The organism is Paenarthrobacter sp. AMU7 (genome assembly GCF_041200195.1).
In the GTDB taxonomy this organism is placed as follows: Bacteria; Actinomycetota; Actinomycetes; order Actinomycetales; family Micrococcaceae; genus Arthrobacter.
This window is the reverse complement of the sequence record NZ_CP165735.1, coordinates 4,498,070-4,513,191: the sequence shown is the minus strand read 5'-3', so window position 1 is coordinate 4,513,191 and position 15,122 is coordinate 4,498,070. Positions and strand designations below refer to the sequence as shown.

At 63.4% G+C, this 15,122-nt stretch carries 13 protein-coding genes and 1 riboswitch; of the genes, 12 read left to right on the top strand and 1 reads right to left on the bottom strand.

Annotated features, from left to right (window positions below; all coding sequences use genetic code 11):
* Positions 1–150: 150 nt before the first annotated feature.
* Positions 151–627 carry a large conductance mechanosensitive channel protein MscL gene (gene mscL, locus ABQM86_RS20800; RefSeq protein ID WP_207595443.1) on the bottom strand — a complete coding sequence of 159 codons (477 nt, stop codon included), beginning with the start codon at positions 625–627 and terminating at the stop codon, positions 151–153.
* A gap of 313 nt (positions 628–940) precedes the next feature.
* A riboswitch (glycine riboswitch) is annotated at positions 941–1,039 on the top strand.
* Positions 1,040–1,188: 149 nt separating this feature from the next.
* Here mscL and gcvP point away from each other — a divergent pair.
* The 12 genes from gcvP (at position 1,189) to ABQM86_RS20740 (ending at position 15,046) form a co-directional block, all read left to right on the top strand.
* Positions 1,189–4,041 carry an aminomethyl-transferring glycine dehydrogenase gene (gene gcvP, locus ABQM86_RS20795; RefSeq protein WP_369745484.1) on the top strand — a complete coding sequence of 951 codons (2,853 nt, stop codon included), beginning with the start codon at positions 1,189–1,191 and terminating at the stop codon, positions 4,039–4,041.
* Between the two features lie 11 nt (positions 4,042–4,052).
* On the top strand, positions 4,053–5,201 hold the full coding sequence (gcvT, locus tag ABQM86_RS20790) for a glycine cleavage system aminomethyltransferase GcvT (RefSeq protein WP_369745483.1): 1,149 nt from the start codon (positions 4,053–4,055) through the stop codon (positions 5,199–5,201).
* Between the two features lie 53 nt (positions 5,202–5,254).
* Positions 5,255–5,638, top strand: coding sequence for a glycine cleavage system protein GcvH (gene gcvH / locus ABQM86_RS20785; protein ID WP_089596855.1), 384 nt, complete (start codon positions 5,255–5,257; stop codon positions 5,636–5,638).
* Positions 5,635–6,954: a serine hydroxymethyltransferase gene (gene glyA / locus ABQM86_RS20780; RefSeq protein ID WP_369745482.1), complete on the top strand. Its 1,320-nt coding sequence runs from the start codon at positions 5,635–5,637 to the stop codon at positions 6,952–6,954. The genes gcvH and glyA overlap by 4 nt, the downstream gene beginning before the upstream one ends.
* 175 nt (positions 6,955–7,129) lie before the next feature.
* A complete protein-coding gene (locus ABQM86_RS20775; RefSeq protein ID WP_280624726.1) occupies positions 7,130–8,542 on the top strand; it encodes an L-serine ammonia-lyase in 1,413 nt (470 codons plus the stop codon).
* A 22-nt stretch (positions 8,543–8,564) separates the two neighbouring features.
* Complete coding sequence (gene lipA / locus ABQM86_RS20770; RefSeq protein ID WP_207595438.1) at positions 8,565–9,587, top strand: lipoyl synthase; 1,023 nt, start codon at positions 8,565–8,567, stop codon at positions 9,585–9,587.
* 443 nt (positions 9,588–10,030) lie between these two features.
* The gene (locus tag ABQM86_RS20765; protein ID WP_369745481.1) at positions 10,031–10,486 is read left to right on the top strand and encodes a hypothetical protein; all 456 of its coding nucleotides are present in this window, start codon (positions 10,031–10,033) and stop codon (positions 10,484–10,486) included.
* Positions 10,487–10,576: 90 nt separating this feature from the next.
* Positions 10,577–11,425 carry a hypothetical protein gene (locus ABQM86_RS20760; RefSeq protein WP_369745480.1) on the top strand — a complete coding sequence of 283 codons (849 nt, stop codon included), beginning with the start codon at positions 10,577–10,579 and terminating at the stop codon, positions 11,423–11,425.
* Between the two features lies 1 nt (position 11,426).
* A complete protein-coding gene (locus tag ABQM86_RS20755) occupies positions 11,427–11,942 on the top strand; it encodes a hypothetical protein (RefSeq protein ID WP_207595435.1) in 516 nt (171 codons plus the stop codon).
* The gene (locus tag ABQM86_RS20750; protein WP_369745479.1) at positions 11,939–13,225 is read left to right on the top strand and encodes a hypothetical protein; all 1,287 of its coding nucleotides are present in this window, start codon (positions 11,939–11,941) and stop codon (positions 13,223–13,225) included. Before ABQM86_RS20755 ends, ABQM86_RS20750 begins: the two co-directional genes overlap by 4 nt.
* A gap of 169 nt (positions 13,226–13,394) precedes the next feature.
* Positions 13,395–14,459, top strand: coding sequence for an FUSC family protein (locus tag ABQM86_RS20745; protein WP_369745478.1), 1,065 nt, complete (start codon positions 13,395–13,397; stop codon positions 14,457–14,459).
* A gap of 65 nt (positions 14,460–14,524) precedes the next feature.
* A complete protein-coding gene (locus ABQM86_RS20740) occupies positions 14,525–15,046 on the top strand; it encodes a MarR family winged helix-turn-helix transcriptional regulator (RefSeq protein ID WP_369745477.1) in 522 nt (173 codons plus the stop codon).
* The last annotated feature ends 76 nt before the right edge of the window (positions 15,047–15,122 follow it).

Here is a 15,122-nt window from a genome sequence, read left to right as displayed (position 1 = left end):
ATGCTGCCCTCCCCCCGTTTCGCGCCGGTTGCCAGCGCGTCACGTTCTGTGGACGGGCCGGTGAACGTGCAAGAACCCGGCGCCCTCGCGGAGAGAACACCGGGTTCGGTGAAGCAACTGGGAACTGATGCCCGCAGGGAGCCGGCGATCCTAGCGGGTTCGGTCGGAATCGAGTTCGGAGTCCAGGTCCGATCCAAGGCCAGAGGTCCGGGCAGTGCTGCGGGCGGCAGCAGCGTCCTTCAGGAGGTCGCGGATTTCGGCCAGAAGGGCAGTATCTGCCGGAAGCGGCTCTTCCTCGGGCTCCTCGGTGGAGAGGCGGTCCTTGACCAGGGAATTGATCTTGTTCATGGGTGCCACAAAGATGAAGTAGACCACGGCAGCGGTGATCACAAAGGTCACGAGAGCCGTCAGCACGGCACCGATGTTGATGAAGGTGGCGGGGTTGTCCTGCCAGATCCTGAAGCCGAGACCATCAGCGTTCACTCCGCCTGCGGCGGCGATCACGGGGTTAATAATGTTGGTGGTGAAGGCCGCAACGAGGGCTGTGAACGCACTGCCGATGACTACGGCAATGGCCAACTCGATCACGTTGCCGCGAAGTATGAAGTCCTTGAAACCCTTGAACATGGATGATCCTCCGAATAGGTGCAGTGTCTGCCTCCAGCAGAGATCAAAATACCACTCCGGGGTTTCCAGCCGGTGTAAGCGGGGATGTGAGAGAGCGTTGGTGGGAAGGGCTCGGGATGTGAGAGAGCGTTGCTTTCTCCCACATCCCGGCACACCCATGACTCCCTGTCAGGCGAGCAGGGACCTGGTGTGGTCGTTGAGGAACATTCCGCGGGGGTCGAACTCGCGGCATCAGTAACCACACCTTGCTTGCACTTTTTCAAAACAACCCGCTATGGTGTGAAGCGTGTCACTCATGGTGGCGCAACGCTTTTGATCTGCGGCGGGAGAGTCCTGCCGGTACATCCAGTCAGGCGCCGTAGGAGCAAATCCTCCCCAGGAATCTCTCAGGCCCATGTACCGCCGCGGTTAGGCAACTCTGGAAAGCAGTCCGGGCAACCGGGCTCACCGACGGTGCAAGCAGGCAACCATTCCTGCGGAATCTCTCAGGTCCAATACAGAGCGGGGAGGAACCCCACATCATCGTGGCGCTCATTGGGCGCCTGAATCATGGAGTTCCTCTTGACTGTTCAATCAACCCCCACCGCCTTCGCGGACCGGCACATCGGCGCCCGCCGCCAGGCCGACGTTGACACCATGCTCAAGGCCATCGGCTACGACTCTGTCGACGGCCTGGTAGACGTCGCGGTCCCTGATTCCATCCGCCAGGACACTGCCCTGAAGTTGCAGGACGCCCTCACTGAAGTCCAGGTCCTCGCCGAGTTGCGCAAACTGGCTTCCAAGAACAAAACCGCTGTCCAGATGATCGGCCAGGGCTACTACGACACCGTGACGCCCCCGGTGATCCGCCGCAACATCCTGGAAGCCCCCGCTTGGTACACGGCTTACACCCCGTACCAGCCGGAAATTTCGCAAGGCCGCCTCGAAGCGCTGCTCAACTTCCAGACCATGGTCCAGGACCTCACGGGACTTCCAGTAGCCAACGCTTCGTTGCTTGATGAAGCCACCGCCGTTGCCGAGGCCGTGTTGCTGATGCGTCGGGCCAACAAGTCCAAGTCGGCCAAGGACGGCAAGACCGTCCTGGACGCCGACCTCCTCCCGCAGACCATCGCGATCGTCAAGGGCCGTGCTGAGGCCCTGGGCTTCGAGGTGGAGATTGCTGACCTGTCTGCCGGTCTTCCCGATGGCGACATCAACGGCATCGTCCTGCAGCAGCCCGGCGTTTCCGGCCGGGTCTTCAACCACTCCGGCGTCATCGCCGACGCCAAGGAACGCGGTGCCCTGGTCACCGTGGCCGCTGACTTGCTGGCGCTCACCCTCATCACGCCCCCGGGCGAGCAAGGTGCGGACATCGCCGTCGGAACTGCGCAGCGCTTCGGTGTTCCGCTGTTCTTCGGCGGCCCGCACGCTGCGTACATGGCCGTTCGCGAAGGCATGGAACGTACACTTCCCGGCCGCATCGTTGGTGTTTCCAAGGACAACGCAGGCGTCCCCGCGTACCGCTTGGCGCTGCAGACCCGCGAGCAGCACATCCGCCGCGAAAAGGCCACGTCCAACATCTGCACGGCCCAGGCATTGCTCGCCATTGTCGCCTCGATGTACGCCGTCTACCATGGCCCCGAGGGCCTGAAGGCGATCGCCGAGACCGTCCACGGCCACGCACGTACGCTTGCCACCGCACTGCAGAAGGCCGGCCGCGAACTCGTCTCCGAGGCATTTTTCGACACCCTCACGGTGCGCGTCCCCGGGAAGGCGGACAAGGTTATCGCCGCCGCTGAAGCCCGCGGTATCAATTTGCGGTTCATCGACGCCGACACCGTTGGTGTCTCCGTTGATGAAACCACGACGCCGGAGGTCCTCTCCGCGGTAGCCGTCGCCTTTGGCGCCGGACCCGTGGGGGACGCGGCCGGGTTTGAGCTGCCCTCTGACGTGGTCCGGACGTCCGACTTCCTGCAGCACCCGGTGTTCAACACGCATCGTTCCGAGACGCAGCTGTTGCGCTATATCCGCAAGCTGTCCGACCGGGACCTTGCTCTGGACCGCACCATGATCCCGCTGGGCTCCTGCACCATGAAGCTGAACGCCACTGCTGAAATGGAAGCCATTTCCTGGCCGGAGTTCGCCTCCATCCACCCGTTCGCTCCGGACCACCAGACTGCTGGTTGGCGGGAACTGATTGAGGATCTGGAAGCTGACCTCACGGAGATCACGGGCTATGACCAGGTCTCCATCCAGCCGAACGCCGGTTCCCAGGGTGAGCTCGCAGGTCTGCTGGCAATCCGCGGCTACCACCTGTCCCGCGGTGATGAGCAGCGCACTGTCTGCCTCATCCCCGCGTCGGCCCACGGCACCAATGCAGCGTCTGCTGTGCTGGCGGGCATGAAGGTAGTCGTGGTGGCCACGGCTGCTGACGGCACCATCGATCACGCGGACCTGACCGCCAAGATTGAAGCCAACAAGGACGTCCTGTCCTGCATCATGATCACCTACCCGTCCACGCACGGTGTGTACGACGCCGACGTGCGGGAGGTGTGCGACGCGATCCACGCAGCCGGCGGCCAGGTCTACGTTGACGGCGCAAACCTGAACGCACTGGTTGGCTTGGCACAGCCGGGCAAGTTCGGCGGCGACGTGTCCCACCTGAACCTGCACAAGACCTTCTGCATCCCGCACGGTGGCGGCGGACCGGGCGTGGGCCCTGTTGCTGCGAAAGCCCACTTGGCTCCGTTCATGCCGGGCGACGCGAACAAGGCTGCGCACGAGCCTGGTCATGGTGTCGCGATTTCCGCCTCACGTTACGGCTCTGCCGGTGTACTGCCGATTTCCTGGGCGTATGTGAAGCTCATGGGTGGGCAGGGACTGACGGAAGCTACCAAGTCGGCCCTGCTTGCAGCCAACTATGTTGCTTCCCGCCTGGATGAGCACTTCCCCATCCTTTACACGGGTGAGGGCGGGCTCGTGGCGCACGAGTGCATCCTTGACCTCCGCGAACTGACCTCCCGCACGGGTGTCACGGCCGAAGACGTGGCCAAGCGGCTGATCGACTTCGGCTTCCACGCCCCCACCCTGGCGTTCCCGGTTGCCGGCACGTTGATGGTGGAGCCGACGGAGTCCGAGGACCTCGTGGAGATTGACCGCTTCATCGAAGCCATGATCACCATCCGCGCCGAGATTGAGCAGGTGGCCAGCGGTGATTTCACCGTTGAGAACTCGCCGCTGCGCAACGCGCCGCACACGGCTGCCGCCGTCGTGAATTCCGGCTGGGACCGGGATTACCCGCGCGAGCAGGCCGCCTTCCCGGTCCACCACCTGAAGCAGGACAAGTACTTCCCGCCGGTCGGCAGGATCGACGGCGCCGCTGGTGACCGGAATCTTGTGTGCTCCTGCCCTCCGCTCGAAGACTTCGAAAACTAAGGACTCCTGACATGTCTGAGAATTACACCGCTCTCTATGAGCAGCACAAAAAGGCCGGTGCATCCTTCACGGACTTCGGCGGCTGGCAGATGCCCCTGAAGTACGAGTCCGAACTCGCCGAACACCACGCAGTCCGCAAGTCCGCGGGCTTGTTCGACCTCTCCCACATGGGTGAAGTCTGGGTGTCCGGCCCGGACGCTGCGGCCTTCCTGGATTACGCGCTGGTAGGCAAGCTGTCCGCGATCGCCGTGGGCAAAGCGAAGTACTCGCTGATCTGCAACACCGACGGGGGCATCATCGACGACCTCATTACCTACCGTCGACCCTCTCCTGAGGACGGCGTGGACAAGTACCTGGTGGTCCCCAATGCGGGCAACGCCAAGGTGGTCGCCGCGGCGCTGCTGAAGCGCGCGGCCGGTTTCGACGTCGTCGTAGAGGACGTTTCTGCCGAGACGTCACTGATCGCGGTGCAGGGCCCGAACGCCGAAGCCATCCTGCTGACCCTGGTTCCCACCGATCAGCACGCGCTGGTCACCGATCTGAAGTACTACGCTGCGGTTGAGGTTGGGCTGACGTTCGACGGCGGCACCCAGGACCTGCTGCTGGCCCGCACCGGCTACACCGGCGAAGACGGCTTCGAAATCTACGTCCCGAACCTCGACGCCCCGCGCCTCTGGGAAGCATTGCTCGAAGCCGGCGAAGGCCACGGCCTCATCCCGGCAGGCCTCGCAGCCCGCGACTCACTGCGTTTGGAAGCCGGAATGCCGCTCTACGGCAACGAGCTCTCCATCCACGTCAATGCCTACGCCGCAGGGCTCGGCCCGGTAGTTTCCTTAGCTAAGGAAAGCGACTTCGTTGGTCGGGAAGCACTGACGTCGATCAAGGCAGCCGGGGTCGGATCCACCATCGGCCAGAAGCTGGTCGGTCTCAAAGGTACCGGCCGCCGCGCCGCCCGCGGACACTACTCGGTCCTCAAAGACGGCTCGCTCATCGGCGAAGTCACCTCCGGCCAACCGAGCCCCACGCTCGGTTACCCGGTAGCGATGGCGTATGTCGACGTCGATCATTCAGAGCCGGGCACGACGGTCGAGGTGGACCTGCGAGGGAAGGCTGAGCCCTTCGAAGTAGTCGCGCTCCCGTTCTACAAGCGTCGGAAGTAGCCCCTACAGCGGGTGATCTTGAAAAGTTTTCAGTTAGTGAGAGAAGGAATCTTATGAGCAAGGTAGTTGCTGAATTGAAGTACTCGGCTGAGCACGAGTGGGTTGCCGCTGACGGTGATGGGCCTGTGGGGATCGGGATTTCCGCGGTTGCCGCTGATGCCCTGGGCGACATTGTGTATGTGGACCTGCCCGAGGTTGGTTCCACGGTGACCGCAGGTGAGACGTGCGGTGAGGTGGAGTCGACCAAGTCGGTATCGGACCTGTACTCGCCCGTGACGGGGGAGGTGACCGAGATCAACGACGCCGTTGTCAGCGATCCGGCACTGATCAACAACGATCCCTACGGTGCCGGCTGGCTGTTCAAGGTTGCCGCCACGGAAGAAGGGCCGCTCATGTCGGCCGAAGAATACGCTGCAACGAACGGTGGAGAACTGTGAACCCGGTATCTGTAACTGAGTACAAGCAAGTGGTGTCGGCGTCGCTGGACGCCCAGCTGTCAGAGCTGGATCCCGAGATCGCTGCGAAGATCGACGACGAACTGGGTCGCCAGCGCGACGGCCTGGAAATGATCGCCTCGGAGAACCACACGGCCGTTGCCGTCATGCAGGCCCAAGGCTCGGTCCTGACCAACAAGTACGCCGAAGGTTACCCGGGCAAGCGCTACTACGGCGGCTGCGAGCACGTTGACGTGATCGAACAGCTCGCGATCGACCGCATCAAGTCCCTTTTCGGGGCCGAGTACGCGAACGTCCAGCCACACTCCGGTGCGCAGGCCAACGCCTCCGTGATGCACGCCCTCATCAAGCCCGGCGACACCATCATGGGCCTGAACCTGGCTCACGGTGGGCACCTCACGCACGGCATGCGCATCAACTTCTCCGGCAAGCTCTACAACGTGGTTCCCTACGGCGTCCGCGAGGACACCCACACGGTGGATATGGCCGAGGTTGAGCGCCTGGCACAGGAGCACAAACCTGCGCTGATCGTTGCCGGCTGGTCCGCTTATGCGCGGCAGTTGGACTTCGCTGAGTTCCGCCGGATCGCCGACTCCGTGGGCGCCTACCTGATGGTGGACATGGCCCACTTCGCCGGCCTGGTGGCTGCGGGGCTGCACCCCTCGCCCGTCCCACATGCGCACGTCACCACGTCCACCACGCACAAGACCCTCGCGGGTCCGCGTGGCGGCATCATCCTCTCCAACGACGCCGGCATCGCCAAGAAGATCAACTCGGCTGTGTTCCCTGGACAGCAGGGCGGACCGCTGGAGCACGTGATCGCCGGCAAGGCTGTCGCGTTCAAGATCGCCGCCTCGGAGGAGTTCCGGGAGCGTCAGGAACGTGTCCTCGCGGGTGCCCGCATCCTTGCCGAGCGCTTGGTCCAACCCGACGTCACAGACAAGGGCATCAGTGTGGTCTCCGGCGGCACGGACGTGCACCTGGTCCTCGTTGATCTCCGCAATTGCGAACTAGATGGCCAGCAAGCCGAAGACCGCCTCGCCGAGATCGACATCACCGTCAACCGCAATGCCGTCCCGTTCGACCCCCGCCCGCCCATGGTCACCTCCGGACTGCGCATCGGCACTCCGGCGTTGGCGACGCGCGGCTTCGGTGAAGCAGCCTTCCGCGAGGTGGCCGACATCATCGCCGAGGCATTAATCGCCGACGCCGACGCGGACCTTTCCGGGCTGCGTCACCGTGTTGATGTTCTTGCGAAGGCGCACCCGCTGTACCCGGGAGTCGCGAACCTCGCCTAACCGGGGTTTTTGGCTCGTTGGTGTTTTGTCCGGTTCGGGGGGGTGCTGCGGGACGTGCCGTTCGCGCGGCATGTTGTGCAGCGAAGCCCCGAATCGGCGAAGGGGGGTTTGGGGTCCGTTCCGTTTGTTGGGGGCGGGGCGGGTTCAACGTCGTTTTACTAGTGAGGAAATAGCCATGGCCGTTGGGGTCTTCGATCTGTTCTCTGTAGGCATTGGGCCGTCGAGCTCTCATACTGTGGGGCCGATGCGTGCCGGGGCGGTGTTCGCCCGTGAGCTTCGTGAATCCGGTGACCTTGAATCCATTGCCGGTTTGCGGGTTGATCTGTACGGATCGTTGGCCGCCACCGGTAAGGGGCACGGCACCTTCACTGCTGTCCTGCTGGGGCTGGAAGGATACGACCCTGAGGAGATTCTGCCTGACGAGGTGGAGGAGCGGTTGGCTTCCATTGCGGAGACGGGGAAGCTCAACCTGGCCGGTGCGTCCGGTGAAGGTGTGGAGCTGCCGTATGCGGTGGAGGATATGGTGTTGCATCCGTTGACGGTGTTGCCGCGGCATACGAATGGGATGAAGTTCGCCGTGGCCGACGCTGAGGGAAACACCTTGCGGGAGGCGACGTTCTTTTCGGTCGGTGGCGGGTTCATTGTCCGGGAGGGTGAGGAGAACGCTGCACAGCAGGAGTTGGAGGAGTCGAAGAAGGAGTTGCCGTTGCCGTTCCGGACGGCGGCGGAGTTGTTGGGCCGGTGTGCGTCCAAGGGTTTGGGGATCAGCGACATCATGTTCATCAACGAGCGGGCGTCCCGGTCGGAGGAGGAGATCCGGGAGGGTTTGCTGCATATCTGGCATGTGATGGAAGCCTGTGTTGAAACGAGTTTGAAGCGTGAGGGTGTGTTGCCCGGTGGGTTGAGGGTCCGGCGTCGTGCTCCTGACTGGTTGGAGCGGCTGCTGAAGGAGGACAAGGACCGGAACGATCCGAAGTATTGGCAGGAGTGGGTGAACCTGATCGCCCTGGCCGTCAATGAGGAGAACGCCTCGGGTGGCCGGGTGGTGACGGCGCCGACCAATGGTGCTGCGGGGATCATTCCGGCGGTGCTGTATTACGCGTTGAATTATGCCCCGGGCATGGATCAGGCCTCCCAGGAGGATCGGGATGATGTGGTGGTGAAGTTCCTGCTCACTGCCGGTGCCGTGGGTGTGTTGTACAAGGAACAGGCCTCCATTTCGGGGGCTGAGGTGGGCTGCCAGGGTGAGGTGGGGTCGGCGTCGTCGATGGCTGCTGCCGGGTTGGCTGAGGTGATGGGTGGTACGCCGGGTCAGGTGGAGAACGCGGCGGAGATCGCGATGGAACACAACCTGGGGCTGACGTGTGATCCGATCGGTGGGTTGGTGCAGATTCCGTGTATTGAGCGGAACGCGATCGCGGCGGCGAAGGCTATCAACGCCGCGAAGATGGCGTTGTGGGGTGATGGGACGCACCGGGTGTCCCTGGATGAGGTGATCGTGACCATGCGGGAAACGGGCAAGGACATGTCCCATAAGTACAAGGAAACCGCGATGGGCGGCCTCGCCGTCAACGTCGTCGAATGCTGAACAACCAACAAGGAAGAAACTCATGACACTCGCACCTGAAGGCCGTAAGTTGCTGCGCGTTGAGCAGCGTAACTCGGCGGTCCCGGTTGAACGCAAGCCCGAGTGGATCAAGGCCAAGGTCCAGATGGGTCCTGAGTTCGTCCAGCTCAAGAACCTGGTGAAGAAGGAAGGCCTGCACACTGTGTGTGAAGAGGCCGGCTGCCCGAACATTTTTGAGTGCTGGGAAGACAAGGAAGCGACGTTCCTGATCGGCGGGTCCGAGTGCACCCGGCGGTGTGATTTCTGCCAGATCGATACCGGCAAGCCGTCCCCTGTGGACATGTTCGAACCCACCAAGGTGGCCCGTTCGGTGCAGGCGATGCAGTTGCGCTACGCGACCGTGACCGGTGTGGCCCGTGATGACCTGGCCGATGAGGGTGTGTGGTTGTACGCCGAAACGGTCCGGAAGATCCACGAACTGAACCCGGGCACCGGGGTGGAGTTGCTGATCCCCGATTTCTCCGGCAAGCCGGAGCACATCGCGGCGATCTGTGATTCCAAGCCCGAGGTGTTCGCGCACAACGTCGAGACCGTGCCGAGGATTTTCAAGCGGATCCGTCCGGCGTTCCGGTACGAGCGGTCCCTTGATGTCATCACGCAGGGCCGTGATTTGGGCATGGTGACCAAGTCCAACCTGATCCTGGGCATGGGCGAGACCCGGGAGGAAATCTCCGAGGCCCTGCGTGACTTGCACGCGGCCGGGTGTGATTTGATCACGATCACCCAGTACCTGCGCCCGTCCGAGCGGCACTTGCCGGTGGACCGGTGGGTCAAGCCGCAGGAGTTCGTGGATCTCCAGCACGAGGCCGAGGAGATCGGGTTCCTTGGTGTGATGTCGGGTCCGTTGGTGCGGTCCTCGTACCGGGCCGGGCGCCTCTGGGCCACCGCGATGCGGAAGAAGGGCCGGGACATCCCCGCCCACCTCGCCCACATTGCCGAGGGTATCCAGGACTCCGGCACCACCCGCCAGGAAGCCTCCACCATCCTCGCCGCCCACCCGCGTTGAAATCTCCGTCGGGGCCAACCCGGGGGCGGCCGGCCGCCGTCGGGCCTTAAGTAATGAAGCGGGGAGTATCGAACACCAGCGCATTTTTTGCTCAAGACGGGCACAATGTTCGCGCACCGAGGCCAAGGTCAGGACGATTGCGGCGAAATTCAGCGGTGCCCACTCCTTGGACATGCCCGGAGAAGGCGAGTACCCACACCCCCGCCATGACTGAGGTCTCGGACGGGGGACCAAGTAGTGCGGGTTCAAAAAGTGAGTAATGGCATCGCGAAGGTGGGTATTTTTCGCCCGCTGTTCGAAGGAAAAGAGGCGTACCCGGAAACGTAGCCACGGGCCCGCGCTTGGTTGAACTATTGGGGCATCGCTTCATCCGACAACAACGGCCGGATGCTGGGGGTTGCGAGGCGGCTCCCCGGGACGTAGATCAACCAAGGAGTCTTATCATGCGCAAGCTTTCCAAGAAGAGCCGGGTCACCGCAGCCGTCGCAGGCGTGGCATTGGTAGCAGTAGGTGGCGGAGCCGCGTACGCCTACTGGACCACCACCGGTTCGGGCAACGGCACGGCGACCAACTCGGCCGGCGGCGGAACCGTCACGCTGCACGCTACGTTCAACGGCGGACTGGCACCGGGTAACCAGGTCGATGTGGCGTACACCGCCGACAACTCCACGTCGTCGAGCACCGTCGTCGGCGCCCTCAGCGCCAACGTCACCACCGACATCGCCGGATGTCTTCCAGCCTGGTTTGAGGTCACTGCCGCCACCAGCAACAGCCCGGTCGCAGCCAACAGCACAGGGACGTCCGTGGGCAGCGGCGTGCTGAAGTTCAACGACAGCACCACGGTCAACCAAGATGCCTGCAAGGGTGCAGTCGTCACGGTCAACGTCACCAGCTTGTAGCCCCTGACCGCCGGGGACCACCTCGCGAGTGGTGGTCCCCGGCCTCCGTCTTTCTGCCCGCAGTACCGAACACGTCCGAAAAGAGCTTCCATGGACCACCGGCCACAGCGAACAACGCCGTTCCGCAAAGCACGAGTGCCACTCCGTGCGCTGATACTGGCGCTGGTGGTTGCCCTCGTCCCTGTGGCGGCCCTCGCGGCAAGCAGCGGGCAGGGCGCATCCCAAGGTGCCCCAGCCAAGGTTTCCAAAGGGATTGTGGTCACGCTGTCTCCCTCAAGCAGGACACTGGACCAGGGGCAGTCCACCACGTATACCGTGTCGGCCGCGTCCACGGGAGGCTTCACGGGAACCGTCACATTCGCCACCAGCGGGTTGCCGACCGGAGCGGTAGCCGCGTGGCAACCGTCGTCGGTGGTCCTCACCTCCGGAAGCACGGCGCAAGTGACCATGACAGTGCAGACGGCCCCCTCGACACCCGCCGGTAAGGCGGATTTCACGGTGAAGGGCAGCAGCGGTTCAGTGCAGGCTTCCGCGCCGGCGCAACTCCAAATCCTGGAGGTCAAGAGGACGTTTGACGTTTCGGGCTCGGTGGACGGATTGCTTGCGCCGGGAATCACCCGGCCGATGAATCTCCAGATCTCCAACTCCAACAACAAGAGCATCGCGGTGACCAACCTGACCGTGGCTATCAGCCGGGTGGTTCGAACCCCCGCGGCAGTCGCTGCCAATCTGGCCTGCACCACGGCGGACTACAAGATCACCCAATATTCGGGAACGTATCCGCTGACGGTTGCACCCGGCACCCGCACACTGTCGGAGCTGGGCGTGCCGGAATCCAAGCGACCACAAATTGCCATGCTCGACACATCCAAGCTCCAGGACGGTTGCAAAGGCGCGACCCTCCAGCTCGCATACTCCGGCACGGGACAGGCGAACTGACATGAAGACGACAGTCCGAATTCCCCGTATTCCCGGCAAGGGACGCCTGGCGCGAACTGCGGCTGCCACCGTGGCCCTCTGCATCCTCGGTGGTGCGGGTTCCGCCTATGCCTACTGGGTTACCACCGGAACCGGCAGCGGCTCAGCAACGAATGGCACCATGCAGGCCGTCACGGTGGACGCGCTCGTCCCGGGCGATACCCTGCAGACCAGTTTGGTCCCCGGTGGGACTGCTGATGTCATCCTCCGCGCCACCAACCCCAATGCCCACCCCGTGACCATCTACGGTTTCGCGGCCAACGGCCCTGTGACAGCTGATGCGGCCCACCCCGGCTGCACCACGACGGGGGTGACCTTCACGCCTCCACCGACACCCTTGGCGCCGGCAGTAACCATCCAGCCGAACACCTCCATCCAGCTCACGCTTGGCAATGCGGCCAGCATGAGTGCGGCGTCGGTGTCCGCCTGCCAAGGCGCTGCATTCGATGTTCCCGTCATTCTGGAGGTACGGAAGTGAGCCGGCTTCGTCAGACCAAAGGCAGGGTGGCGTCCTCGCCCGCCACCCTCGGGCGCTGGAACAGGATCGTCGTGATTGTCCTCGGAATATTCCTGGTTTCCTGGGGAGGGCCGGCTGCCAGCGCTTTCTGGGGTTCGGTCAGCAGCGGATTCGGGGCAGCCAAGGCCGACGCCGTAGCACAAGGCGCCAAGCCCACCACAGCCGTATCCGGAACCAGCGTGACGGTCACCTGGACTGCAAGCACGACGGCGGCAGGACGGCCCGTGACCGGCTACAGTATCGCCCGCTATGGTTCCGCGACCGGTGGCACTAAGGTCGCTGCCACCGGAACCTGCGGGACTTCGGTCGCAGGGCTGAGCTGCGTTGAGTCCAGTGTCCCCGCCGGAACCTGGTATTACACGGTGACTCCCACGCTTTCGCTGTGGCAGGGGACTGAAAGTGTGCGAAGCACGGCCACGACCCCCGTCACGGACACCACTGCACCTCTGGCACCCCTCGTCACGGCACTTCAGACGATTCATCAGGGCAACGCCGCCAATGTGCCTGTCAGTGGCACGGCCGAAGCCAATTCATCGGTTGTCCTGACCGTCAGTGGCACTGGCTCTGCTCCGATCACCCAGACGATCATCACCAACAGTTCGGGCAGTTGGACAGCAAATCCGGTTGATGTCAGGGTCTTCACTGACGGAACCATCAACTACTCGGCCCGGGCTACGGATGCGGCAGGCAACACCGGCGCCGCGGGAACGGCCACGTCCACCAAGGATGTCTCATCGCCGACGGTGACCGGCGTCCAGTTGACCAACGGCGGCCTCGCAGGAGTCGTGGATAAGGGCGACAAGGTAACGCTGACCTTCTCGGAGCCCTTGAACGCCAACACCATCTGCAGTGCCTGGAACAACAGCAGCACCGGCACCCAGACGCAATCCGGCAACGGAAGCAGCCAGGTGGTGGTGAACATCAGTTCCGGCAGCGTTCTCACGGTGACGGGTGCAGGTTGCCAGACGCTGAGGATCGGTAGCGTGGCCCTTGGCGGCGACTACACCTCCACAGCCTTGACGTTCGCCGGAAACAACGCCGCCGGATCAATCCTCCAGTGGAATCCGGCAGCGGGGGCGCGAACACTCACCATCACGCTGGGTGAGGGAACCGCGGGTACCAAGACAGTTCCTGCGACACTTCCACTCCCGACGCCGACCTACACCCCGGCCTCCGGACTGACCGACATAGCCAGCAACCCGTTGGTGGTCACCACCGTGCCGGGAACCCCCTCGCGGTTCTAACGCAGCACTCCGGAGCCCTTGGACAGATAATGCCCCTTATCACGCGTGATGAGGGGCACTATCTGTCCACAATCCCGGAGTAGCCCAGCGGCCGGGGCGTAACCTTGAGACGGACGCCAGCGCCGTCGTCGTACGTTTTGATCCTTGCGACGAAAGGCGAGCCGCCCCCTTGAAGGCTGTAGCGGAAATATTCACGATGGGTCCTGGAAACAAGGACCACCATCCCGCCCTCCGCTGCGCCGTAGGTGTGTTTGTTCCGCTGATCACGCTGACGCTGATCGGACGCCTGGACCTGGCAGTGTTTGCCTCGTTCGGAGCCTTCACCGGAATTTATGGCCGCAACGAGCCCCACAGCATCCGCTTCCGCAGCCAGTTGCGCGCCGGCGGCTTCATGCTTTTCATCATTCTCCTTGCCACTCTCATGGCCCGCTTTGCGCAGAGCCCGGGGCTGGAAGGTGCCGCATATTCGTGGTTGCTGACGGCTGCGACCACCATTGTGGCCGGCGTGTGCTCCGTGGTGGTGGCTGCCTGGCGGCTCCGTCCGGGCGGTTCGCTCTTTCACATCTTTGCGTTCGCTGCCATCGCGTCCATCGCCGCCCAACCGCCTCTGTGGGAAGCGATGCTGGTATCGCTTCTGACCACTGTTTTTTGCCTCCTGATTGGCATGTCGTCCCGCGTCGTCAAGAGCCACCGGACACCGTGGAAACGTCCGCTTCCCATCCGTCACACCGAGGCCGAGCGGCGGGCGATCTGGCTGGAAGGCGGCGGTTACCTGATTGCTGCGGGCCTTGCGGGGACCATCGCGACGCTGGTGGGGGAGCGGCTCGGGTTCGGGCACACCTACTGGGCGATGGTTGCGGCCGTGGTTCCGCTGGTGGGCCACTCGACGCGCCACCGCGTGAGCCGCGGCATCCAAAGGATCGCAGGAACGGTGATCGGGCTGGTGCTGCTGGCCGGCATCCTGTGGCTCAACCCGGCGCCCTGGGCCATGGTCCTGGTGATCGCGGCGTGCCAGTTCGGCGCGGAAATGTTTATCGCCCGGCAGTACCTGGTGGCACAGGTCTTCGTGACTCCGCTCGCGTTGATTGCCACGTTGTTGGCGGCGCCGGTCGATCCTGCTTTGCTCCTCCGGGACCGCATCATCGAGACGGTCATTGGTGCCGCCGTCGGCGTCGCAGTGGTGGTGGCCCCGGCGGTCTGGCGGCGAGTGCGCGGGGGATTGTCCAGGGCCTGAGCGGGTTGACGTCAGCGGTGCGGCAAGTTATCGCCTAGGATCGATTGGTTAGACAAGCGAGATACATGTCTACCAAAGGACTGGTGATGAGCGACAAAAGTGAACGTCAGGGCTATTGGTACGGGCTGGAGAGCCGTAAGCAGATGGGCGCAGTGGACGTCCTGAATGCACTCAGGGACTATCGCTCCGCCGAGGCTGATATGCGCCGCCGAACGCGCGCCTCCATGGGAATGGGCGAAACCGATCTTCTAGCCTTGCGCTACCTCCTTGAAGCCGAGCGGGCCGGGCGCGATGTGGGACCCAAGGAGTTGGCCGTCCGTCTCGGTGTGACGTCGGCGTCCATGACCTCCCTGGTGGACCGCTTGGTCAGGTCCGGCTACGTGAGCCGGGAACCGCATCCAACCGATCGGCGGGCCCTCATTCTGCGTCCGACCCCGGGTTCTGACCAGGAGGTTCGCGGCACTTTGGGGGACATGCATGCCCGGATGATGGAGGCCGCGGAAACCCTGAGCGCAGAAGACACCGCCGTGGTGGTGGAGTTCCTCCGGCGCATGCGCGCAGCCATTGACAGCGTCGCAACCCCCTGACGTCCCGGCTGGACATAATTGATAAGTACACATATAACTAGATAGCCAAGCTACTTACTAGTGAATGTGTGGGAAG